Origin of the sequence: Micromonospora mangrovicola (assembly GCF_047200535.1) — a bacterium.
Classification (GTDB): Bacteria; Actinomycetota; Actinomycetes; order Mycobacteriales; family Micromonosporaceae; genus Micromonospora.
This window is the reverse complement of sequence record NZ_JBJZOG010000065.1, coordinates 14,753-35,705: the sequence shown is the minus strand read 5'-3', so window position 1 is coordinate 35,705 and position 20,953 is coordinate 14,753. Positions and strand designations below refer to the sequence as shown.

Sequence of the window (20,953 nt, the reverse complement as noted above, 5' to 3'; positions counted from 1 at the left end):
CCCGGGCCGGCGTCACTTGATCAGGTTCATCGACATCGGGTAGCGGTAGAACTGCCCCTCGTTGGCCTTCACCCCGGCCAGGATGCCGAAGACGACACCGAGGATGACCGCCGCGCCGACCGCGACGAAGCCGATCGCGATGCAGGCCAGGAGCCAGCCGACGAAGCCCACGATCGACCAGAGCAGCTGGAAGTTGAGCGCCGCCACCGCGTGCTGGCGCACGGTCGGCGACTGGTTGCCCCGGGCCAGCATGGCGACGAGCGGGGCCAGCCAGCCCAGCACCCCGCCGCTGATGAACATCCCGGCCGCGCCGCCGAAGTGCGCGACCAGGACCCAGGTCTTGTCTTCGTTGTTGGCGTAACCGGTGGGCGCCCCGTACGCGCCACCGGTCGGGTACCCGACACCGGGCGGCGGCTGGCCGCCGGGCGGGGGGTAGCCACCAGGGGGCGGATAGCCACCCGACGGCGGCTGGCCGCCGGAGGGCGGCGGATAGTCACCGGGCGGGGGATAGCCGGCCCCACCCGGGGCCCCGGACAGTGGTGCGGTGGGGGGCTCGTCCGCCGACGACGAGCCGTACGGGGCCGACGGCGGGGTCGCCTCCGGCGGCTGCGCGCCGGGGTCCCCCGCTCCGGGAGGGCGAGGAGGTTCAGTCATGGACGTCACGGTAGGTCCGGTACGCAAGTGCGCACCAGAGCGACACCGCTGCGATGTCCGGCTGATCGGCTCTGGCGCACCTGTACGCGGAGCCGCACCGGAGGTCCGTCGCTGATCATCGCGTCGGTGGGCGCGCCGACGTAGACTGGCACTCGCTACAGTCGAGTGCCAGACGCCCGGCGGGTGCCCCGCCCGGCGGGTCGAGGTGCGTCAGGAGGTGGGGAGATGGGTCTCGACGACCGCAAGCTCGCCGTGCTGCGCGCGATCGTCGAGGACTACGTCGCCACGCAGGAGCCGGTGGGGAGCAAGGCGTTGGTCGAGCGCCACCAGCTGGGCGTCTCCCCGGCGACCGTCCGTAACGACATGGCGGTGCTGGAGGAGGAGGGCTACATCCGGCAGCCGCACACCAGCGCCGGCCGAGTGCCCACCGACCGCGGCTACCGCCTCTTCGTCGACCGGCTCTCCCGGGTCAAGCCGCTCAGCCCCGCCGAGCGCCGGGCCATCGAGCGCTTCCTGGTCGGCGCGGTCGACCTGGACGACGTGGTGCACCGCACGGTCCGGCTGCTCGCCCAGCTCACCCGCCAGGTCGCCGTGGTGCAGTACCCCAGCCTGGCCCGCTCCAAGGTGCGCCACCTGGAGCTGGTGCCGATCTCCACCACCCGGCTGATGGTGGTCATGATCGCCGACACCGGCCGGGTCGAGCAGCGGCTGGTGGAGATGCCCGGGCCGATCCCCGCCGACGACGTCACGGACCTGCGCCGGCTGGTCAACGAGAAGCTGGTCGGCAGCCCGCTGTCGGACACCCCGCCGCTGGTCCAGGCGCTGGTCGACGAGTCCTCGCCACAGCTGCGCCCGGCCATGGCCACGCTCTCCAGCGTGCTGCTGGAGACCCTGGTCGAGCGGCACGAGGAGCGCATCGCGCTGGCCGGCACGGCCAACCTCACCCGGGGTGGCCTGCTCGACTTCCAGGGCTCGCTGCGCCCGATCCTCGAGGCGCTCGAAGAGGAGGTCGTACTGCTCAAGCTGATCGGTGAGGCCGAGCCGAGCACCACCCGGGTGCTGATCGGCGACGAGAACGAGATCGACAACCTGCGCGCCGCCTCGGTGGTGAGCACCGGGTACGGCCCGGGCCACACCATCGTGGGTGGGCTCGGGGTGCTCGGGCCGACCCGGATGGACTACCCCGGCACCATCGCCACGGTACGGGCCGTGGCACGCTACGTGGGCGAACTGCTGGCCCAGAACTGACCAGTCAGGGCCGACGGCCGAACTGCGGCCGACGCGGCGCAACGCGAGACGAAACACGAGGACACCGAACGCAGTGGCCAGGGACTACTACGGCATTCTCGGCGTGAGCCGGGACGCCTCCGACGACGAGATCAAGCGCGCCTACCGCAAACTGGCGCGGCAGTTCCACCCGGACGTGAATCCGGACCCGGAGGCACAGGAGAAGTTCAAGGACATCAACGCCGCGTACGAGGTCCTCTCGGACGACCGGAAACGGCAGATCGTCGACCTGGGCGGCGACCCGCTCGCACCGGGCGGTGGGGGCGCCGGGCCGGGCGGTCCGGGCGGAGCGGGCCCGTTCGTCGGCTTCCAGGACATCATGGACGCGTTCTTCGGCGGCGCGGCCGGTGGCTCGCGCGGCCCGCGGCCGCGTACCCGCCCGGGCGCCGACGCGATCCTGCGGCTGGAGCTGGACCTCAACGAGACCGCGTTCGGCGTCGAGGCGCCGATCACCGTGGACACGGCGGTGCTCTGCACCACCTGCTCCGGCGCGGGCACCGCCGCCGGCACCCACCTGGCCACCTGCGAGGCGTGCGGCGGCCGGGGCGAGGTGCAGTCGGTGCAGCGGACCTTCCTCGGCCAGGTGGTCTCCGCCCGGCCGTGCACGGTCTGCCAGGGCTACGGCACCACCATCCCGCACCCCTGCCCGACCTGCGCCGGTGACGGGCGGGTGCGGACCCGTCGCTCGCTCACCGTCAAGATCCCGGCGGGCGTCGAGGACGGCATGCGGATCCGGCTCGCCCAGCAGGGCGAGGTCGGCCCGGGTGGCGGCACCGCCGGCGACCTCTACGTGGAGATCCACGAGCGGCCGCACGACGTCTACTCGCGCAAGGGCGACGACCTGCACTGCCGGGTCACCGTGCCGATGACCGCCGCCGCGCTCGGCACCCGGCTGACCATCAAGACGCTGGACAGCGAGGAGACGGTCGACGTCAAGCCGGGCACCCAGCCCGGCAGCACGCTGCGGCTGCGGGCCCGGGGCGTACCGCACCTGCGCGGCACCGGCCGCGGTGACCTCTACGTCCACCTGGACGTGCGGACCCCGACCAAGCTCGACCCCGACCAGGAGCGGATGCTGCGCGAGTTCGCCAAGACCCGGGGCGAGGAGGTTGCCGAGCTGAGCAAGCAGGGCGGCTTCTTCTCCCGGATGCGCGACGCCTTCAACGGGCACGCCTGAGGTGTCGACGCCGCTGTTCCTGGTCGAGGCGCTGCCCACCGGCGACACGCTCACGCTGGACGGGCCGGAGGGGCACCACGCCGCCACCGTGCAGCGGCTGCGGGTCGGCGAGGAGCTGCTGCTCGCCGACGGCCGAGGCGGCACGGCGGCGGTGGTGGTCACCGCCGTCGGCCGGGGCACCCTCGACCTGCGGGTCACCACCCGGGGGTACGTCGACGCCTCCGTCCCCCGGCTCGTCGTGGTGCAGGGCATCGCCAAGGGCGACCGGGGTGAGCTGGCCGTGCAGGCGATGACCGAGGTCGGGGTGGACGAGATCGTCCCCTGGTCGGCGTCCCGCTCGGTGGCGCAGTGGCGCGGCGACCGGGGCGTACGGGCCCGGGACAAGTGGGCGGCCACCGCCCGCGAGGCGGCCAAGCAGGCCCGCCGGGCGTGGCTGCCGGTGGTGGCCGGGACGCCCGACGAGTCCACCACCACCGTCGCTCGGCGGATCGCCGGGGCGGCCGCCGCGTTCGTGCTGCACGAGGAGGCCGAGGAGCGCCTCACCACCGCGGACCTGCCGGAAACCGGCGAGATCGTGCTGGTGGTCGGCCCCGAGGGCGGCATCGCCCCGGCCGAGCTGACCGCCTTCCGCGAGGCCGGCGCCCGCCCCGTCCGCCTCGGCCCCGCGGTCCTGCGCACCTCCACCGCCGGCGTCGCCGCGCTGAGCGTCCTCGCCACCCGCCTGTCCCGCTGGTGACCCGCCTCTGAGGCATACCGCTCTGTGGTCTTGTGTCTCGTCCGGCAGTGGCAGGCTTCGGTCGATCGGCGGGTGCCTGCGCCGGCCTGAGCCGGGGTCAGCTGCGCAGGTAGGAGGCGCCGTTGAGGTCGACGATGGTGCCGGCGGCCCATTCCGCCTCGGGGCTGGCCAGCCAGTGCACGGCGGCGGCGATCTCCTCGGGGCGGGCCACCCGATGGAACGGGGACTGGGCCCGGATCGCGTCGCCCCGGGGGTTCTTGAGGTGCTCGTTGGTCATGTCCGTCTCGACGAAGCCGGGCGCCACGCTGGCCACCGCGATGCCGTACGGGGCGAGGGCCACCGCGAGTGACTGTGCCATGGCGTTCATCCCCGCCTTGCTCGCCCCGTACGCCGGGTTCGCCGGCTCGCCCCGGAAGGCGCCCCGCGACGAGACGTTGATGATCCGGCCGCCCCGGTCGCGCATGTGCTGGGCGGCGCACCAGGCGGCGTTGGCGGCGCCGAACAGGTTGGTGTCCAGCACCTCCCGCCAGCGCTGCCGCCACTGCTCGTAGGTGCTCTCGAAGACCGGGTGCGGCGGGTCGGCGGGCCCGAACACGCCGGCGTTGTTGACCAGGACGTCCAGGCCGCCGAGCCGGTCGGCGGCCGTGTCGACCATGGTCCGGACCGCGTCCGGGTCGGCCAGGTCGGCGCGGACCACCACGTGCCCGTCGCCGGGCAGTTCCGCCCGCAGCGTCTCGGCCAGCTCCGCCGAGTCCCGGTGGTGGATCGCCACCCGGTCCCCGCCCGCCGCGAACGCCCGCGCCACCGCGCGTCCGATGCCGCGCGAGGCCCCCGTCACCAGAACCGCCCGAGAAGTCACGCGGCACATCATGCCCGATCCGATCGGGACGACTTACCATGCCCCGATGGGAACCGACTGCCTGTTCTGCCGGATCGTCGCCGGTGGGATCCCGGCCACCATCGTCCGGGAGACCGCCACCACCCTCGCCTTCCGGGACATCGACCCCAAGGCGCCCGTCCACGTGCTGGTGATCCCGAAGGAGCACTACGCGGACGTGGCCACCCTCGCCGAGGGGGACCCGGGGTTGGCCGGTGAGGTGCTGGCCACCGCCGCCGTGGTGGCCGAGGAGGAGGGGCTGACCGCCGACGGCTTCCGGCTGATGTTCAACACCGGACCGTACGGCGGGCAGGAGGTCTTCCATGCCCACGCGCACCTGCTCGGCGGGGCCCCGCTCGGCCCGATGCTCTGCCGCTGAGGGCGTCCCTAGACTGCCCTGATGATCACAGTGCATGACCGGCTCGGCCGGCTGGTGCGGCAGGCGCAGGCGCAGGGCCGGATCCCGGCGGTCTCGGTGGCTTTGCACCGGGCCGACCGGCCGCTCTGGACCTGCACGGCCGGCGGGACCGGCAACGACACCCCGCTCGACCCGGAGTCGGTGTTCCGGATCGGTTCGGTCACCAAGACCTTCACCTCCGTGCTGGTCATGCAGTGCCGGGACGACGGGTTGATCGACCTGGACGACCCGATCGGCCGGCACCTCGACCTGCCGGCGCACGGCGAGCTGACCGTACGCCGGCTGCTGTCACACACCGCGGGCCTGCAGCGGGAGCCGCACGGTGACGTCTGGGACACCCTGCGCGCGCCCGGCGTCGCGGAGCTGCTCGCCGACCTGGCCCGGGTCGAACGCGTGCTGCCGACGGGGCGGCGCTACCACTACTCCAACCTCGGCATGGCGCTCCTCGGGGAGCTGGCCGCCCGGCTGCGCGGCGGCACCTGGGCCGAGGTGCTCGCCGACCGGGTGCTCGCTCCGCTCGGACTGACCGCCACCGGCCCGAACCCGGGGGAGCGGGCGGCCACCGGTTTCCTGGTCGACGCGTACTCCGACGAGGCCCGGCCGGAGCCGCCGGCCGACTTCGGCGCGGTGGCCCCGGCCGCGCAGCTCTGGAGCACCGCCCCGGACATGGCCCGCTGGGCGGCCTTCCTGGCCGACCCGGCGGCGCTCGACCCGGACGGCCGGGTGCTCGCCCCGAGCACCCTGGACGAGATGCGCTGGCCGCTCACCACCACCGACGAGACGCTCTGGGTCGCCGGCTTCGGGCTGGGGCTGATCCTGGTGCCACAGCGGGGACGGGTGATGCACGTGGGGCACGACGGGGCCATGCCCGGTTTCCTGGCCGCCGTCTACGGCCGGCGCGGCGGGGACGGCACCGCCGGCGCGATGGGCTGTGCGGTGCTCGGCTCCTCGGGCACCGGCACGGAGGTGTTCGAGCTGCCGCACCGGCTGCTCGCCGCCGCCGCCGAGCACGACCCGGCCGAGATCGAGCCGTGGCGACCCGGGCCGCCCGCCCCGGAGCACCTGCGCGGCGTGCTGGGCCGCTGGTGGGGCGAGGGCTTCGAGTACGTCTTCTCCTGGCACGACGGGACGCTGCGGGCCCGGGGCGCGGACGATCCCGCCGGCAAGCCGCCGGCGGTGTTCGTGCCGCTGCCGGACCGGCCGGACGTGTTCCGCACCGTGTCGGGTCGGGAGGTGGGCGAGCTGCTCCGGTTGACCCGCGACGAGCGCGGCGCGGTGGTCCGGATGCACTGGGCCACCTACCGCTTCAGCCGTCACCAGGAAACCTTCGACGGGTACGACTTCCGGACCGGTAGTTGACCTTCGACCACGGGAAATGGGCGCGGTGCGGCGGGTGTTGAACCGATACGATGGATGTCACGTCCGCCGCGCCAGCAGGGCCCGGCGCAGAGATCGAGAGCAGGTGGCGTAGGGCCCGACGGCCCGACCTATGACCGGCACCCCACCTCCCGGCCCGCCCCGGGTGCAGACCAGGATCACGGTTCCCGACCAGAAGATCATGGTGAACCTGCTCGGCGCGGGCGACGAGATCCTCCGCCTCGTCGAACGCTCGGTCAACAGTGACGTCCACGTGCGGGGCAACGAGATCACCATCACCGGCGCGCCCGCGGACAACGCCCTCGCCGAGCGTCTCTTCAGCGAGCTGCTCGAACTCATCGAGAAAGGCGAGACCCTGACCACTGACGCCGTACGGCGTACCGTCGGCATGCTCGAGCAGGGCAGCACCGAGCGGCCCGCCGAGGTCCTGACGCTCAACATTCTCTCCCGGCGCGGCCGCACCATCCGTCCCAAGACGCTCGGCCAGAAGCGCTACGTCGACGCGATCGACGCGCACACCATCGTCTTCGGCATCGGCCCCGCCGGCACCGGCAAGACCTACCTGGCCATGGCGAAGGCCGTCCAGGCGCTCCAGGCCAAGCAGGTCAACCGGATCATCCTCACCCGGCCGGCGGTCGAGGCGGGCGAGCGGCTGGGCTTCCTGCCCGGCACCCTGAACGAGAAGATCGACCCCTACCTGCGGCCGCTCTACGACGCGCTGCACGACATGCTCGACCCGGAGTCCATCCCGAAGCTGATGGCCGCCGGCACCATCGAGGTGGCGCCGTTGGCGTACATGCGAGGCCGTACGCTGAACGACGCGTTCATCATCCTGGACGAGGCGCAGAACACCACGCCCGAGCAGATGAAGATGTTCCTCACCCGGCTCGGCTTCGGTTCCAAGATCGTGGTCACCGGTGACGTCACCCAGGTGGACCTTCCCGGCGGGACGACCAGCGGCCTGCGGGTGGTCCGGGAGATCCTGAGCAACGTCGAGGATGTGCACTTCGCCCAGCTCTCCAGCGCCGACGTGGTCCGCCACAAGCTGGTGGGCGAGATCGTCGACGCGTACGCCCGCTGGGACGCCGAGCGGGAGAACCAGCAGGCGCAGGGCGTGCGTGCCGTGCCGGGGCGGACCGCCCAGGGCGGCCGGGCCGGCCGGCGCCGCTAACCACCAGAGGAAGACAGTTGTCCATCGAGATCGCCAACGAGTCGGGTGTCGAGGTCGACACCGACGCCGTGCTCGCCGTCGCCCGGCACGCCCTCGACGAGATGGGGGTCAACCCGCTCGCCGAGCTCTCCGTGCTGCTGGTCGACATCGACTACATGTCGGAGCTGAACCACCGCTGGATGGGTGGCGACGGCCCGACCGACGTGCTCGCCTTCCCCATGGACGAGGGCAGCGTCGACCACGGGCCGGGGGAGAGCAGCCCGGCCGGCGGTGAGCCGGCCCTGCTCGGCGACATCGTGCTCTGCCCGGAGGTGGCGGCCAAGCAGGCGGCCACCGCCGGGCACTCGTCCGCCGACGAGCTGCACCTGCTCACCGTGCACGGGGTGCTGCACCTGCTCGGCTACGATCACGCCGAGCCCGAGGAGGAGCGGGAGATGTTCGGTCTCCAGGCCCGGCTGCTGGCCAGCTGGCGGGCGACCCGGTCGAAGTGATGGCTACCCTGGCGGCCGGCGGCGCCCCCGCCGGCCTGCCCGATCTCCAGCTCATCGTCTTCGCGGCGGCGCTGGTGGTGCTGGCCGGCCTGATCGCGATGACCGAGTCGGCGCTGGCCGCCGTCTCCCCGGCCCGCGCCGCCGAACTGGCCCGGGACGGTGCGCGCGGCGCCCGTACCCTCCAGGCGGTCGCCGGTGACGTGGTGCGCCACCTCAACCTGCTGCTCCTGCTCCGGCTGCTGGCCGAGCTGACCGCCACCACCCTGGTCGCGCTGGTGGCGGTGGACAGCTTCGGCGCCGGCTGGCAGGCCGCCCTGGTCACCGCCGGGGCGATGACCGTGGTCAGCTTCGTGGTGGTGGGCGTCGCGCCGCGCACCATCGGCCGGCAGCACGCGTACGCGGTGGGCCGGGCGGTCGCTCCGCTGGTGCGCTGGCTGGGCCGGGCGCTCAACCCGCTCGCCTCGCTGCTGATCCTGATCGGCAACGCGGTCACCCCCGGCAAGGGTTTCCGGGAGGGGCCGTTTGCCAGCCAGGTGGAGCTGCGCGAACTGGTCGACCTGGCCGAGCAGCGCGGGGTTGTGGAGCACGGCGAGCGGCAGATGATCCATTCGGTCTTCGCCCTCGGCGACACCATCGCCCGTGAGGTGATGGTGCCGCGTACCGAGATGGTGTGGATCGAGGAGCGCAAGACGCTCGCCCAGGCGCTGGCGCTCTTCCTTCGTTCCGGGTTCTCCCGCATCCCGGTGATCGGCGACAGCGTGGACGACGTGCTCGGGGTGCTCTACCTCAAGGACCTGATCCGGCGTACCCAGGGCGGCGACCCGCGCACCGCGCAGCTGCCGGTGTCCGAGCTGATGCGCCCGGCGACCTTCGTGCCGGAGTCCAAGCCGGTCGACGATCTGCTCTCCGAGATGCAGGCGGCCCGCAACCACCTGGTCATCGTCGTCGACGAGTACGGCGGCACCGGCGGACTGGTCACCATCGAGGACATCCTGGAGGAGATCGTCGGTGAGATCACCGACGAGTACGATGTCGAACGCCCGCCGGTCGAGCGCCTGGAGGACGGGTCGGTCCGGGTGACCACCCGCCTGCCGGTGGAGAATCTGGGCGAGCTGTTCGACACCGAACTCCCCACCGACGAGGTGGAGACGGTCGGCGGTCTGCTCGCCCAGTCGCTCGGGCGGGTGCCGATCCCCGGTGCCGAGGCCGAGGTGGCCGGGCTCCGGCTGATCGCCGAGGGCACCACCGGTCGGCGCAACCGGATAGACACCGTGCTGGTGAGCCGGGTCGCGCCGAGCGACGCAGCCGACAGCGCGGGGCGGGGCGAACACGCCGAGTCCCGCGGCAACCACAACCGTTCCGAGGAGAGGCAGCCCGCCGATGCCTGAGTCTTCCGCCGTGCCGGCGGCCCGGCCCACCCCGTCCGACCCGGCCGAGCTCACCGCCGAGGACGCCAAGCTGGTCGTCCTGGCCCGGGGGGCGCGTGGCCGGGTCGGCGCCGTGGAGGGCGCGGCGGTCCGCGACCAGGACGGCCGGACGTACGCGGCGGCCAGCGTCGCGCTGCCGTCGCTGACCCTGACCGCGCTGCAGCTCGCGGTCGCCTCGGCGGTGGCCGCCGGGGCCACCCGGCTGGAGGCGGCGGTGGTGGTGACCGAGGCTTCGACGCTGGACGGCGCGGGACACGCCGCCGTCCGCGACCTCGCCGCCGACGCGCCGATCCACGTGGCCGCGCCCGACGGCACCGTTCTCGGCACGGTGGTCGAGTGACCCACGTCGGGGAGCGTCCGTACCGCGCCGGTTTCGCCTGCTTCGTCGGGCGGCCGAACGCCGGGAAGTCGACGCTGACCAACGCGATCGTCGGCACCAAGATCGCGATCACCTCGAACAAGCCGCAGACCACCCGGCACGTCATCCGTGCCGTGCTGCACCGGCCGGACTCGCAGCTCGTCCTGGTCGACACCCCGGGGCTGCACCGGCCCCGGACGCTGCTCGGCGAGCGCCTCAACGACCTGGTCCGGGAGACCTGGAGCGAGGTCGACGTGATCGGCCTCTGCATTCCGGCGAACGAGCCGATCGGCCGGGGCGACCGGTTCATCACCGGGGAGCTGGCCAGCCTGAAGGCGACCGTGCTGGCCGTGGTCACCAAGACCGATCTGGTGGACAAGAGGCGGCTGGCCGAGCAGCTGCTCGCGGTGAGCGAGCTGGCCGACTTCGCCGACGTGGTGCCGGTGAGCGCGGTCTCCGGGCACCAGGTGGACACCCTGGTCGACGTGATGACCGGGTACCTGCCCGAGTCGCCGCAGCTCTACCCGGACGACATGCTCACCGACGACCCCGAGCAGGTGCTGGTCGCCGAGCTGATCCGCGAGGCGGCCCTGGAGGGGGTCCGGGACGAGCTGCCGCACTCCATCGCCGTCGTGGTGGAGGAGATGATTCCGGAGGGCAACCTCACCAGGATCTTCGCCGACGTCTACGTCGAGCGGCCCAGTCAGAAGGCGATCGTGATCGGCCATCGGGGCAGCCGGCTCAAGGAGGTCGGCATCACGGCGCGCCGGCAGATCGAGGAGCTGCTCGGCACCCGGATCTATCTGGACCTGCACGTCCGGGTCGCCAAGGACTGGCAGCGCGACCCCAAGCAGCTGCGCAAGCTCGGCTTCTGAGGCGTACGTCCGATCGCCGGCCCGGTGCGTCCGGGCCGGCGATCGCTGTTGCCGGGTCTCTCACGCTGATCCGGATCGGTCGGCTTTATGGGAAGTGTCACTTTTGACCCCCGCCCGTGGTCGTTTCGACGGGTCGGGCCGGAGGGTAGGAGAGCTTTGCCCCCGCCCCCCGGAAATAGATGCAGGCTGATGCGAAACCGATACCTGGACCTGCTCCGCTTCCTGGCCATCGTCCGAGTCGTCGTCTATCACGTCACGGGTTACGCCGCACTCACGCTGGTGTTCCCCGCCATGTCGGTGATGTTCGCGCTCGCCGGTTCGCTGATGGTCGCGTCGCTGGACCGGACCGGCGTGCCTGCGGTGGCGCGTCGGCTGCGCCGCCTGCTGCCCTCGCTGTGGGTGCTCGCCGCGGTCTTCGTGCCCGCCATGCTGCTCACCGGTCTGCCGCTCACCCCGAAGGTGCTGCTCTGGCTCTTCCCGGTGAGCGACCCGCCGGCCAACTACTGGGGCGGGCTGGCCCTGAGCCCGATCTGGTACCTGCGGGACTACCTCTGGTTCGTGCTCGCCTCGCCGTTGGTCCTGCGGCTGTTCCGCCGCGCGCCGCTGCCCACCCTGCTCGTCCCGTACGCGCTGCTCGCCACGATCGAGTTCGGCATCTTCCCGGACGCGCCGACCGTGCTGCGCGAGTTCGGCCTGTACTTCGGCGCCTGGCTGCTCGGTTTCGCCCACCACGACGGGCTGCTCCGCCGGATGAGCAACCGTGTCTTCGTCCCCGCCGTGCTGGCCCTCGGCGCCGCCGGCCTCGGCTGGATCTTCACCCACCCGGGCCCGCGCGGCTACGACCTGAACGACATCCACCTCGGCAACGCGCTCTGGTCGGCGGCGTTCATCCTGGTCGCGATCGGCCGGGCCCCGGCCGAAGCGCCCTGGGTGGACCGCTACCCGCTGGTCGGCCGGATGGTCACCGTGCTGAACCGGCGTGCGCTGACCGTCTACCTGTGGCACATGTCGTTCGTGGTGGCGCTCACGCCACTGGTCGGCCTGGTCGGCTGGACGCCGCGCGACCCGCTCGGCCTCGCCGTCCGGGTGGTGCTGGTGTTCGCGCTGGTCGGGGTGGTCACCCTGCTGGTCGGCTGGGTGGAGGACGTGGCGGCCCGGCGCCCGCCGGAACTGTTCCCCGGCCGGCCCCGGCGGACCGTGGTCGACCGGGCGGCGGCCGCCCCGGCCGGCCCCGCCCCCGCCGAGACCGAGCTGGTGCCGGCCGCCCCCGCCCTCATCCCCGCCCCCCGCCGCCCCGCCCCCGACTTCGACCGCGCCGGCCGAGGGGCCTGATTCACGGAAAGCGGTGCCATGCCACGAAGCATGGCCACGCTTTCCGTGAATCTGCATCGAGGAGCGGGCGTCGAGGTGACGCGTGGCGCGCGGCGTGGGGTCAGCGGTGGTGGATCGTCACGTTGCCGCTGGTGGCGGCGACGTCCAGGAGCAGCGACGCAGTCGGGTCGTCCGGCACGGCCAGCTCGGTGTCGCCGGAGTCCGCGTGCGCCCGCACCCGGTACCGGCCGGCGGGCACGGTCAGCTCGATGTCGCCGCTGGCGGCGCGCAACCGGGCCGAGGCCGGCTCGTCCAGCTCGACGGTGACGTTGCCCGAGGTGGCCTCCGCGTCCACCCCGGCGGCGAGCCGGCGGCCGTCGATGTTGCCGGAGGTGGCGCGCAGCCGGACCGCGCCGGCCGCGCCGACCACCTCGATGTTGCCCGAGCTGGTCTCGGCGCGGACGTCGGCGCGCGCTCCGGACACGCTGATGTCGCCGGAGTTCAGCGTGAAGTCCACCGCGCCGACGTGGCTCAGCGTGACGTTTCCGGAGCTGGTCTCGCCGCGTACCGCCACGCCCTCGGGGGTGGTCACCTCCCAGGAGACGCTGCACCGGATGCCGCAGTCGGTCGGCAGCACCAGCTCGTCGCCCTTGATCTCGTACCGGGTCTCGGGCTGCCCACCCTGGTAGCGGACCACCCGCTTGATCCGCACCTGGTCGGCGGGGCCGGTGGCGCTGACCGTCACGTCACCGGAGCCTCCGGCCGGCACGGTGATCTGGGTGATCTTCACCGTCTCGGTGTCGTCGAAGTCGAGCCGGCGGAACGAGAGGGTGTCACACCCGGCGAGGAGGATCAGAGTGACGGCCGCGGCGGCGGCGACGGTGGTCCGGTGCAGAGCCATGCCGAGACGCTACGGCCGGAGCGCCGTCACGCACATCCGGGTTCGGCCGCCGATCCACCCCGAACCGACCCTGAGATCGCACCCCGAGGGAGAATGGCCGGATGGCCGGGTACCGCCGACAGCTCTACCGCGACGACGCGGTGGTGCTGCGCGTGCAGAAGCTGGGCGAGTCCGACCGGATCATCACCCTGCTCACCCGCCGGCACGGCCGGCTGCGCGCGGTGGCCCGGGGCGTACGCCGCACCACCAGCAAGTTCGGCGCCCGGCTGGAGCCGTTCGGGCACGTGGACGTCCAGCTCGCCGGCGACCCCAAGGGCAACCAGGGCAGCTCGCTGCACAGCATCAGCCAGGTCGAGGGGATCGACCTGTACGGCAAGCGGTTCCTCGGCGACTACCCCCGCTACACGGCGGCCAGCGCGATCGCCGAGACCGCGGAGCGGCTCACCCCGGTCGAGCGGGAGCCGTCCCTGCGCCTGTTCCAGCTCACCCTCGGCGCGCTGAAGTCCCTGGCGCGGGGCGAACACGCCACCACCCTGGTGCTCGACGCGTACCTGCTGCGCGGGATGGCCTTCGCCGGCTGGGCGCCGGCGCTGACCGCCTGCGCGGTCTGCGGCACCCCGGGGAAGCATCGGGCGTTCTCCGTGCCGGCCGGGGGCGCCGTCTGCCCCGACTGCCGCCCGCCCGGCGCCGCCCACCCCGCCCCGGCCACCATCGACCTGATGTCCGCGCTGACCACCGGCGACTGGACGTACGCCGACGCCACCGGGGCCGGCGTGCGCCGGGAGTGCAGCGGCCTGGTCGCGGCGCACCTCCAGTGGCACCTGGAGCGCGCGCTACGCTCGCTGCCGCTGGTCGACCGGGGCTCCCCGGCGTCCGGCGCGGTCCCGCCGCCCGGCGGCGTGGGGCCGGATGTGGTCCCGCCGGCGCCGGGCCCGCCACCGCTGGTGTGAACAGGGAGAAGAGTGCAGTGATCCGATCGACGAGGGCCGGCCGGCGTGCGCCGGTGCCACCGACTCCGCACCCGTCGGGTGCCCGGCCGCCGGCCCTGCCGGCCGAGGCGCTGCCAAAGCACATCGCCGTGGTGATGGACGGCAACGGCCGCTGGGCGAAGGAGCGCGGCCTGCCCCGCACCAAGGGGCACGAGCAGGGGGAGTACAGCCTCTTCGACGCCGTCGAGGGCGCGATCGAGCTGGGCATCCCCTACCTGTCGGCGTACGCCTTCTCCACCGAGAACTGGCGGCGCTCGCCGGACGAGGTCCGCTTCCTGATGGGCTTCAACCGGGACGTCATCCGCCGCCGCCGGGACCAGCTCGTCGACCTCGGTGTGCGGGTGGTCTGGTCCGGCCGGGCCGGCCGGCTCTGGAAGAGCGTGATCTCCGAGCTGCAGACCGCCGAGGAGATGTCCCGGGACAATTCGACGCTGACCCTCCAGTTCTGCGTCAACTACGGCGGCCAGGCGGAGATCGCCGACGCCGCCGCCGCGATCGCGCGTGACGTGGCCGCCGGAAAGCTCGACCCGGGCAAGGTCACCGAGAAGACCATCGCCCGGTACCTCTACCACCCGGAGGTCCCCGAGGTGGACCTCTTCCTGCGCCCCTCCGGCGAGCAGCGCACCTCCAACTTCCTGCTCTGGCAGAGCGCGTACGCGGAGCTGGTCTTCCTCGACACCCTCTGGCCGGACTTCGACCGCCGCCACCTCTGGTACGCCTGCGAGCTGTACGCCCAGCGGGACCGGCGCTTCGGCGGCGCGCTGCCCAACCCGGTGGCCCCGGGGGCCTGAGGTCACGCTTACCGACGCGACGCGCTGGGTACCACTACGGTCAGCAGTCAACGCGGAGGTGAACCACATGATTCAGAAGCGGATCGCGCAGTGGGCGCTCATGGCGGTTGCCGTGCCGCTGGCGGCTGCCGGCGCGCGTCGGCTCAGCCACTCCCTGGAGGCCCGTCGCGGCCCGACCGGGGTGAGCCGACTGCTCGCCAAGGGCGCCGACATGCTCCGGCCGCAGAAGGCCAAGCGCCGTCGGTTCTTCTGACGTCGACGGCGCGCCGCAGCGTCGCGGCGGCCGTCTCCGCGGGCGCCCCGCATCCGGCTTTCCGGCCGGGAGCGGGGCGCCCGCGCGTACGATCGGCGCAGGGCGCGCCGCCGGGACGTGCCCGCCACGGGGGTGGAGATGCGGGAGCTCCGGTACAAAATGATCATGGCGCTGAACGCGGCCGACCTGGGCAGCCCGATCTGCGAACAGGTCGCCGAGATCTGCGCGGAGATCGCGGAGCAGCACTGCGCCGAGCTCGGCCACTCGCCCGCCGTCCGGTCCGGGGAGATTGCCGAACTGGCGACCGGCGAGCCGGCGCTGACCTGGGCGCCCACCGAGACCGGGCAGCGTGCCTGGTGACCGCGCTCGCGCCGGCCCCGAGCGTCGACGTCCGCCGGGCCGCCGACCGGTTCGTCACCCGGCTGTCCTGGCTCGACTCGAAGCACTCGTTCTCGTTCTCGCGGCACTACGACCCCGCCAACACGCACCACGGTCTGCTGCTGGTGAACAACGACGACGTGGTCCACCCGGGCACCGGCTTCGAGACCCACCCGCATCAGGACATGGAGATCGTGACCTGGGTGCTGCGCGGCTCGCTGGTGCACCAGGACTCCACCGGCCACTCCGGCGTCATCTACCCGGGGCTGGCCCAGCGGATGAGCGCCGGCACCGGCATCCTGCACTCGGAGAAGAACGACTCCTGGCGGCTGGAGGGCACCGCGCCGCACCGCGACCCGGTCCACTTCGTCCAGATGTGGGTGCTCCCCGACGAGGAGGGGATCGACCCCGGTTACGAGCAGTTGGAGATCGGCGACGAGCTGCTCCGGGGTGGCCTGGTGCCGGTCGCCTCCGGCATGGACCGCTACGACGGCGCCTCGGCCATCCGGATCCGCAACCGCTACGCCACCCTGCACGCCGCCCGGCTCGCCCCGGGCGACGAGGTGATCCTTCCCGACGCGCCCTTCCTGCACCTCTACGTGCCCGCCGGAGCGGTGAACCTGGAGGGCTCCGGACACCTCGGCGAGGGCGACGCCGCCCGGATCACCATGGGTGGTGGCCACCGGGTGGTCGCCGCCGAGCCGGCCGAGATCCTGGTCTGGGAGATGCACGCCACCCTCGCCTGAGGGTCAGGCCTCCACTTCGGAGCGGTCGCCGGCCCAGATGGTGTGGAACGAACCGTCCCGGTCCACCCGGTGGTAGGTGTGGGCGCCGAAGTTGTCCCGCAGCCCCTGGATCAGCGCGGCCGGCAGCCGCTCGGCGCGCAGCGCGTCGAAGTAGGCCAGCGACGACGAGAAGGCCGGGGTCGGCACGCCCGCCCGGGCGGCGTCGGCCACCACCCGCCGCCAGCCCGGCACCCCGGCGGCGACCCGGTCGGCGAACCACGGGGCCACCAGCAGCGTGGTCAGCTCCGGCTCGGCGTCGTACGCCTCCCGGATCCGGTCCAGGAAGCGGGCCCGGATGATGCAGCCGCCCCGCCAGATGGTGGCGGTGCCGCCCAGGTCGATGCCCCAGTCGTACTCCCGGCTGCCGGCGCGGATGTGGTCGAAGCCCTGCGCGTACGCGACGATCTTGCTGGCCAGCAACGCGCGCCGGACATCCTCGACGAAGGTCTCCCGGTCGTCCACCTGCCACTTCTCGCCCGCGTCGGGGAAGGCGCGGCGGGCGGCGGCCCGCTGGTCGGCGTGGCCGGACAGCGACCGGGCGAAGGTGGCCTCGGCGATGCCCGTGATCGGGATGCCCAGGTCCAGCGCGCTCTGCACGGTCCACCGGCCGGTGCCCTTCTGCTCGGCCTGGTCCAGCACGATGTCGACGAAGGGCCGACCGGTCGCCGGGTCGGTGTGCCCGAGCACGTCGGCGGTGATCTCGATGAGGAAGGACTCCAGCTCGCCGCCGTTCCACTCCCGGAAGATCTCCGCGATCTCCGCCGGGCTCGCCGCCAGCCCGGCCCGCAGCAGGTCGTACGCCTCGGCGATGAGCTGCATGTCGGCGTACTCGATGCCGTTGTGGACCATCTTCACGAAGTGGCCGGCACCGTCCGGGCCGATGTGCCGGCAGCACGGCGTGCCGTCCACCTGCGCGGCGATCCGCTCGAAGATCGGGCCGAGCTTGCGGTAGGACTCCGCCGAGCCGCCCGGCATGATGCTCGGGCCGTGCAGCGCGCCCTCCTCGCCGCCGGAGACGCCGGTGCCGACGAAGTGCAACCCGTGGCCGCGCAGCGCCTCTTCCCGGCGGCGGGTGTCGGCGAAGTGCGCGTTGCCGCAGTCGACGACGATGTCCCCCTCTTCCAGCAGGGGGACCAGCTCGTCGATCACCGCGTCGGTGGGGGCGCCGGCCTTCACCATGACGATCACCGCGCGGGGGCGCTCCAGCGAGGCGACGAAGTCGGCCAGGGATTCCGACGGCACGAAGGCGCCCTCGGCGCCGTGTTCGGCGATCAGGCTGCGGGTGCGTTCGGGCGAGCGGTTGTGCACCGCCACGGTGAAGCCGTTGCGGGCCAGGTTCCGGGCCAGGTTGCGGCCCATCACCGCCAGACCGGTCACCCCGATCTGCGCCGTCGCCTGCTGTGCCATCCGTACCGCCACCTCTCGTCTCCGGTGCCCGTCCTGCGACCGTATCGCGGCCGGCCGGGGGACGGGCGGGGACGTCGACGCCGGGTGAGGAGGTGGTGGCGGTACGTCCTCAGCTCTCGGCGAGGCGGGCCTCGATGTGCGCCACCTTGGCGGTCATCGCATCGGTCACCCCGGGACGGAGGTCGGCCTTGAGCACCAGGCTGACCCGGGGCGCCTGCGCCGCGACGGTGTCCACGGCGCGCTTCACCACCGCCATCACCTCGTCCCACTCACCCTCGACGGTGGTGAACATGGCGTCGGTCCGGTTGGGCAGGCCGGACTCACGGACCACCCGGACGGCGTCGGCGACCAGGTCGCCCACGGACTCACCCACGCCGAGCGGGGTGATCGAGAACGCGATCAGCATGCCGCCGATCGTGCCAGCAATTCGGCTGCGGGTCGCCCGGGCGGCCGGTTAGCCTGTCGGCATGCGTAACTGACGCCCTTCTCCGAGCCCGGTCCACCGCCCCGCCGTGGACCCGTCCTGCTCCGGGCGTCCGCATGCCTCCCCACCGCCGTCGGTAGTGGTGTCTGTCGTGGTCGGACCCGCCGGAGCTCGTTCGCTCGCCGCGCCGTGCCGGCGCGGCCGACAGACCGGAGGTCAGCGGATGCCCGCCAAGCGCAGTTCGAAGAAGTCCCGCAAGCCGTCGCCGTCCCTGGCGGACGTGACCCCGACGGATCTCGACGCCCGCACGGTGACGCCGGTCGAGGTGCCCGTCGCCGTGCCCACCTCGTCCGGGTCGGCCCCGTCCGGGTCGAGCCCGTCCGCCGCGAGGCTGCCGAAGGCCGGCCCGCCGGTGGGCCGCGACGCCCGGCTGGCCGGGCGCAGCCAGCGCACCGGCCAGACCCGCTTCTACGCCTTCCGGCGCAGCTGACCGGCCCTTGATCCACTCGGGTTGCGGCAGCCCGGGCTATCCCGCCCTGCGGAGGCCGCGACATGCCGTAACCCGAGTGGATCCCCCAGGCCGAGCCGGCCGAGCCGGCCCAAGCTCGGCGGGGCCGGGCGGGGTGGATCGCGCCCGGTCAGCCGATCAGCGGGCGGAAGGTGCCCAGCAGCACGCTGGCCGTCAGCGCCGCGCCGGCCAGTACCGCCGCGCCGACGATCAGCAGCCCGTCCGCCCGGGTGAAGCGGTGCCGCCGGGCGATCGTCCGCGGGGTGCCGGCGTCGAAGCCCCGGGCGTCCATCGCGACCGCCAGCCGGGTGCCGCGCCGGATCGCCCCGACCAGCAGCGCGAACGCCGTCGACACGAAGAGCCGCAGCCGGGCCACCGGGTTGCGGCCGGCGTCCACGCCCCGGGCCCGCCGGGCCATGCTGATCATGCGCCATTCCTGCTCCAGGAGCGGCACCAGCCGGAACGCGGCGAGCGCGCCGATGGCGAACCGGGCCGGCGCCTTAGCGTTCTGGATCAGCGCGTCGGCCAGGTCGGTGGCGTCGGTGGTGGCGAAGACGATGATCCCGGGCAGCGCCACCGCGAGCATGCGCAGCACCAGCCCCAGCGCGGTGACCAGCACCCCCTGGGTGACCAGCACCGGGCCGGCGTCGACCAGCACCGGTCCGGAGCGGTCGGCGGCGAACAGCACCAGGGTCACCAGGACGCCGCCGGCGCTGGCGAGCAGCGGCCAGGCCCGCCGGGCCAGCACCCTGTACCGGATGCCGAACAGCGGCAGCGCCGCCAACTCGACCGCGATGGCGATCGCCGGTGCCACCGGGTCCAGGGTGGCGATCAGGACGAACGAGAAGACCAGCGCGGCGGCCAGCTTCGCCACCGGGTTGCGCCGGGCCAGCGGCGCGCCCGGCACGGCGACCGGTTCCACCCCGATCATGCGCGCCGCTCCAGGGTGACGGTCCGGTCGGCCAGCGCCGCGACGAAGTCCGTGTCGTGGGTGACCGCGACGACGCCGTGACCGCCGTCGCGCAGCTCGGCGAAGAGGTCGACCAGCTCCCGCCAGGTCCGTCGGTCCTGGCCGAAGGTGGGTTCGTCGCAGATGAGCAGGCGCGGCGCGGTGGCCAGGGCGGTCGCCACGCTCAGCCGCCGCGCCTCGCCGCCGGAGAGGGTGTACGGGTTGGCCCCGGCCAGCCCGGCCAGGCCGAGCCGGTCGAGCAGGCCGTCCACGGTGGCCCGTACCGCCGCCTCGTCCTGCCCGGTTCGGCGCGGCCCGAGGGCCAGCTCGTCCCGGACCGTGCCGGTGACGAACTGGTGCTCGGGATCCTGGAAGACCGAGCCGATCCGCCGGGCCAGGGCGGGCGCGCGCCACCGGTGCGGGGGAGTGCGGGCGTCCCGGCCGGCCAGCGCTTCCGTCGCGGTGGCCGCACCGGTGCCGGGGCGGAGCAGGCCGCCGATCAGCAGCGCGAGGGTGGACTTGCCGGCGCCGTTCGGGCCGAGGACGGCGAGCACCTCGCCGGCACGTACCCGGAGGTCGGTGGGGTCGAGCCGGGGCGGCAGGCCGAGCCGGTCCGCGGCGAGCAGCAGCTCGCCGGCCGGCGCGGTGGCGGGCCGGTGCGGCACGGTACGGCCGGGCACCCAGACGCCGGCCGCGGCGAGCGCGTCGCCGTGCGCGGCGAAGACCACCTCGGGCGGCCCGTCGAACCGCACCCCGCCCCCGGCCTCCAGCACCACCACCCGGTCGACCAGCGGCAACGCCTCGGCGACGCGGTGCTCGACCAGGATCAGCGTGGTGTCGGCGTCGAGCGCGTCGGCGACCGCCTGCCGGACCAGGGCCCCGCCGGCCGGGTCGAGGTTGGCGGTCGGCTCGTCGAGCAGCAGCAGCCCCGGGCGCAGGGCGAGCGCCCCGGCCAGCGCCAGGCGTTGCTGTTCGCCCCCGGAGAGCGCGGCGGTGGGCCGGTCCCGGGGGTACGGGAAGCCGACCCGGCGCAGCGCCTCGTCCACCCGGGGCCAGATGTCCTCGGCCGGTACGCCCCGGTTCTCCAGCCCGAACGCGACGTCGTCGCCGGAGCGGGCCATCACCAGTTGGGTCTCCGGGTCCTGGAAGACGATGCCGACCCGTTCCCGGGCCTTGCGCGGGTCGAGCCCGTCGATCTCGACGGTGCCCTCCTGCTCGCCGGAGTCCTCCGGCAGCAGCCCGGCGAGCGCGGCCAGCAGGGTGCTCTTGCCGGCTCCCGAGGGTCCCAGGAGCAACACCCGCTCGCCGGCCTCGACGCGCAGGTCCACCCCGCGCACCGCCCACTGCCGGCGCCCGGCGTGCCGCCACCCGAAACGCCGCACCACCAGCGCGCTCACCCGAGCCTCCTT

At 73.6% G+C, this 20,953-nt stretch carries 24 protein-coding genes; 17 read left to right on the top strand and 7 right to left on the bottom strand.

What is annotated here, in order from left to right; all coding sequences use genetic code 11:
* Positions 1–12: 12 nt before the first annotated feature.
* Entirely contained in the window at positions 13–654 is a 642-nt protein-coding gene (locus tag ACL02O_RS23245) for a DUF4870 domain-containing protein (RefSeq protein ID WP_412820250.1), read from the bottom strand.
* A gap of 225 nt (positions 655–879) precedes the next feature.
* Here ACL02O_RS23245 and hrcA point away from each other — a divergent pair, with 225 nt between their 5' ends.
* The 3 genes from hrcA to ACL02O_RS23230 all read left to right on the top strand — a co-directional run bounded on the left by hrcA (position 880) and on the right by ACL02O_RS23230 (position 3,854).
* On the top strand, positions 880–1,902 hold the full coding sequence (gene hrcA, locus ACL02O_RS23240; RefSeq protein WP_412820249.1) for a heat-inducible transcriptional repressor HrcA: 1,023 nt from the start codon (positions 880–882) through the stop codon (positions 1,900–1,902).
* Between the two features lie 73 nt (positions 1,903–1,975).
* Positions 1,976–3,118: a molecular chaperone DnaJ gene (dnaJ, locus tag ACL02O_RS23235; RefSeq protein ID WP_412820248.1), complete on the top strand. Its 1,143-nt coding sequence runs from the start codon at positions 1,976–1,978 to the stop codon at positions 3,116–3,118.
* Position 3,119: 1 nt separating this feature from the next.
* Positions 3,120–3,854 carry a 16S rRNA (uracil(1498)-N(3))-methyltransferase gene (locus tag ACL02O_RS23230; RefSeq protein ID WP_412820247.1) on the top strand — a complete coding sequence of 245 codons (735 nt, stop codon included), beginning with the start codon at positions 3,120–3,122 and terminating at the stop codon, positions 3,852–3,854.
* Between the two features lie 97 nt (positions 3,855–3,951).
* Here the strand turns inward: ACL02O_RS23230 and ACL02O_RS23225 are convergent, their stop codons facing one another.
* On the bottom strand, positions 3,952–4,713 hold the full coding sequence (locus ACL02O_RS23225; RefSeq protein WP_412820246.1) for an SDR family NAD(P)-dependent oxidoreductase: 762 nt from the start codon (positions 4,711–4,713) through the stop codon (positions 3,952–3,954).
* Positions 4,714–4,759: 46 nt separating this feature from the next.
* On the opposite strand from ACL02O_RS23225, the gene ACL02O_RS23220 reads away from it, so the two are divergent.
* The 8 genes from ACL02O_RS23220 to ACL02O_RS23185 all read left to right on the top strand — a co-directional run bounded on the left by ACL02O_RS23220 (position 4,760) and on the right by ACL02O_RS23185 (position 12,180).
* Positions 4,760–5,110 carry a histidine triad nucleotide-binding protein gene (locus tag ACL02O_RS23220; protein ID WP_412820245.1) on the top strand — a complete coding sequence of 117 codons (351 nt, stop codon included), beginning with the start codon at positions 4,760–4,762 and terminating at the stop codon, positions 5,108–5,110.
* Between the two features lie 21 nt (positions 5,111–5,131).
* A complete protein-coding gene (locus tag ACL02O_RS23215; protein ID WP_412820244.1) occupies positions 5,132–6,508 on the top strand; it encodes a serine hydrolase domain-containing protein in 1,377 nt (458 codons plus the stop codon).
* A gap of 130 nt (positions 6,509–6,638) precedes the next feature.
* Positions 6,639–7,697 carry a PhoH family protein gene (locus tag ACL02O_RS23210; protein ID WP_412820243.1) on the top strand — a complete coding sequence of 353 codons (1,059 nt, stop codon included), beginning with the start codon at positions 6,639–6,641 and terminating at the stop codon, positions 7,695–7,697.
* A gap of 17 nt (positions 7,698–7,714) precedes the next feature.
* Positions 7,715–8,188 (top strand): rRNA maturation RNase YbeY, encoded by a 474-nt coding sequence (gene ybeY / locus ACL02O_RS23205; RefSeq protein WP_412820242.1) that lies wholly within the window; start codon positions 7,715–7,717, stop codon positions 8,186–8,188.
* Positions 8,164–9,576 (top strand): hemolysin family protein, encoded by a 1,413-nt coding sequence (locus ACL02O_RS23200; RefSeq protein ID WP_412820252.1) that lies wholly within the window; start codon positions 8,164–8,166, stop codon positions 9,574–9,576. Before ybeY ends, ACL02O_RS23200 begins: the two co-directional genes overlap by 25 nt.
* A complete protein-coding gene (locus ACL02O_RS23195) occupies positions 9,569–9,955 on the top strand; it encodes a cytidine deaminase (RefSeq protein ID WP_412820241.1) in 387 nt (128 codons plus the stop codon). The genes ACL02O_RS23200 and ACL02O_RS23195 overlap by 8 nt, the downstream gene beginning before the upstream one ends.
* On the top strand, positions 9,952–10,848 hold the full coding sequence (gene era / locus ACL02O_RS23190) for a GTPase Era (RefSeq protein ID WP_412820240.1): 897 nt from the start codon (positions 9,952–9,954) through the stop codon (positions 10,846–10,848). The genes ACL02O_RS23195 and era overlap by 4 nt, the downstream gene beginning before the upstream one ends.
* Positions 10,849–11,037: 189 nt before the next feature.
* Entirely contained in the window at positions 11,038–12,180 is a 1,143-nt protein-coding gene (locus ACL02O_RS23185) for an acyltransferase family protein (protein WP_412820239.1), read from the top strand.
* Positions 12,181–12,280: 100 nt separating this feature from the next.
* Here ACL02O_RS23185 and ACL02O_RS23180 read toward each other — a convergent pair whose 3' ends face one another.
* Complete coding sequence (locus ACL02O_RS23180; protein ID WP_412820238.1) at positions 12,281–13,060, bottom strand: DUF4097 family beta strand repeat-containing protein; 780 nt, start codon at positions 13,058–13,060, stop codon at positions 12,281–12,283.
* Positions 13,061–13,161: 101 nt separating this feature from the next.
* Between ACL02O_RS23180 and recO the strand changes: the two genes are divergently transcribed.
* From recO to ACL02O_RS23155, 5 genes are all read left to right on the top strand, one after another.
* On the top strand, positions 13,162–14,010 hold the full coding sequence (recO, locus tag ACL02O_RS23175; RefSeq protein ID WP_412820237.1) for a DNA repair protein RecO: 849 nt from the start codon (positions 13,162–13,164) through the stop codon (positions 14,008–14,010).
* Between the two features lie 53 nt (positions 14,011–14,063).
* Complete coding sequence (locus tag ACL02O_RS23170) at positions 14,064–14,840, top strand: isoprenyl transferase (protein ID WP_412820236.1); 777 nt, start codon at positions 14,064–14,066, stop codon at positions 14,838–14,840.
* Positions 14,841–14,907: 67 nt separating this feature from the next.
* Positions 14,908–15,093 carry a hypothetical protein gene (locus ACL02O_RS23165; RefSeq protein WP_412820235.1) on the top strand — a complete coding sequence of 62 codons (186 nt, stop codon included), beginning with the start codon at positions 14,908–14,910 and terminating at the stop codon, positions 15,091–15,093.
* 165 nt (positions 15,094–15,258) lie between these two features.
* Positions 15,259–15,453 carry a thioredoxin reductase gene (locus ACL02O_RS23160; protein WP_233600933.1) on the top strand — a complete coding sequence of 65 codons (195 nt, stop codon included), beginning with the start codon at positions 15,259–15,261 and terminating at the stop codon, positions 15,451–15,453.
* The gene (locus tag ACL02O_RS23155) at positions 15,450–16,217 is read left to right on the top strand and encodes a pirin family protein (protein ID WP_412820234.1); all 768 of its coding nucleotides are present in this window, start codon (positions 15,450–15,452) and stop codon (positions 16,215–16,217) included. The genes ACL02O_RS23160 and ACL02O_RS23155 overlap by 4 nt, the downstream gene beginning before the upstream one ends.
* A gap of 3 nt (positions 16,218–16,220) precedes the next feature.
* Here the strand turns inward: ACL02O_RS23155 and gndA are convergent, their stop codons facing one another.
* Positions 16,221–17,663, bottom strand: a complete 1,443-nt coding sequence (gene gndA / locus ACL02O_RS23150; protein ID WP_412820233.1) for an NADP-dependent phosphogluconate dehydrogenase — start codon at positions 17,661–17,663, stop codon at positions 16,221–16,223.
* A 109-nt stretch (positions 17,664–17,772) separates the two neighbouring features.
* Complete coding sequence (locus tag ACL02O_RS23145) at positions 17,773–18,069, bottom strand: MTH1187 family thiamine-binding protein (RefSeq protein ID WP_412820232.1); 297 nt, start codon at positions 18,067–18,069, stop codon at positions 17,773–17,775.
* A gap of 241 nt (positions 18,070–18,310) precedes the next feature.
* Here ACL02O_RS23145 and ACL02O_RS23140 point away from each other — a divergent pair, with 241 nt between their 5' ends.
* Positions 18,311–18,577: a hypothetical protein gene (locus tag ACL02O_RS23140; protein WP_412820231.1), complete on the top strand. Its 267-nt coding sequence runs from the start codon at positions 18,311–18,313 to the stop codon at positions 18,575–18,577.
* 148 nt (positions 18,578–18,725) lie between these two features.
* Here the strand turns inward: ACL02O_RS23140 and ACL02O_RS23135 are convergent, their stop codons facing one another.
* A complete protein-coding gene (locus ACL02O_RS23135; RefSeq protein WP_412820230.1) occupies positions 18,726–19,526 on the bottom strand; it encodes an energy-coupling factor transporter transmembrane component T family protein in 801 nt (266 codons plus the stop codon).
* Positions 19,523–20,941, bottom strand: coding sequence for an ABC transporter ATP-binding protein (locus ACL02O_RS23130; RefSeq protein ID WP_412820229.1), 1,419 nt, complete (start codon positions 20,939–20,941; stop codon positions 19,523–19,525). Before ACL02O_RS23130 ends, ACL02O_RS23135 begins: the two co-directional genes overlap by 4 nt.
* Positions 20,942–20,953: the final 12 nt, after the last annotated feature.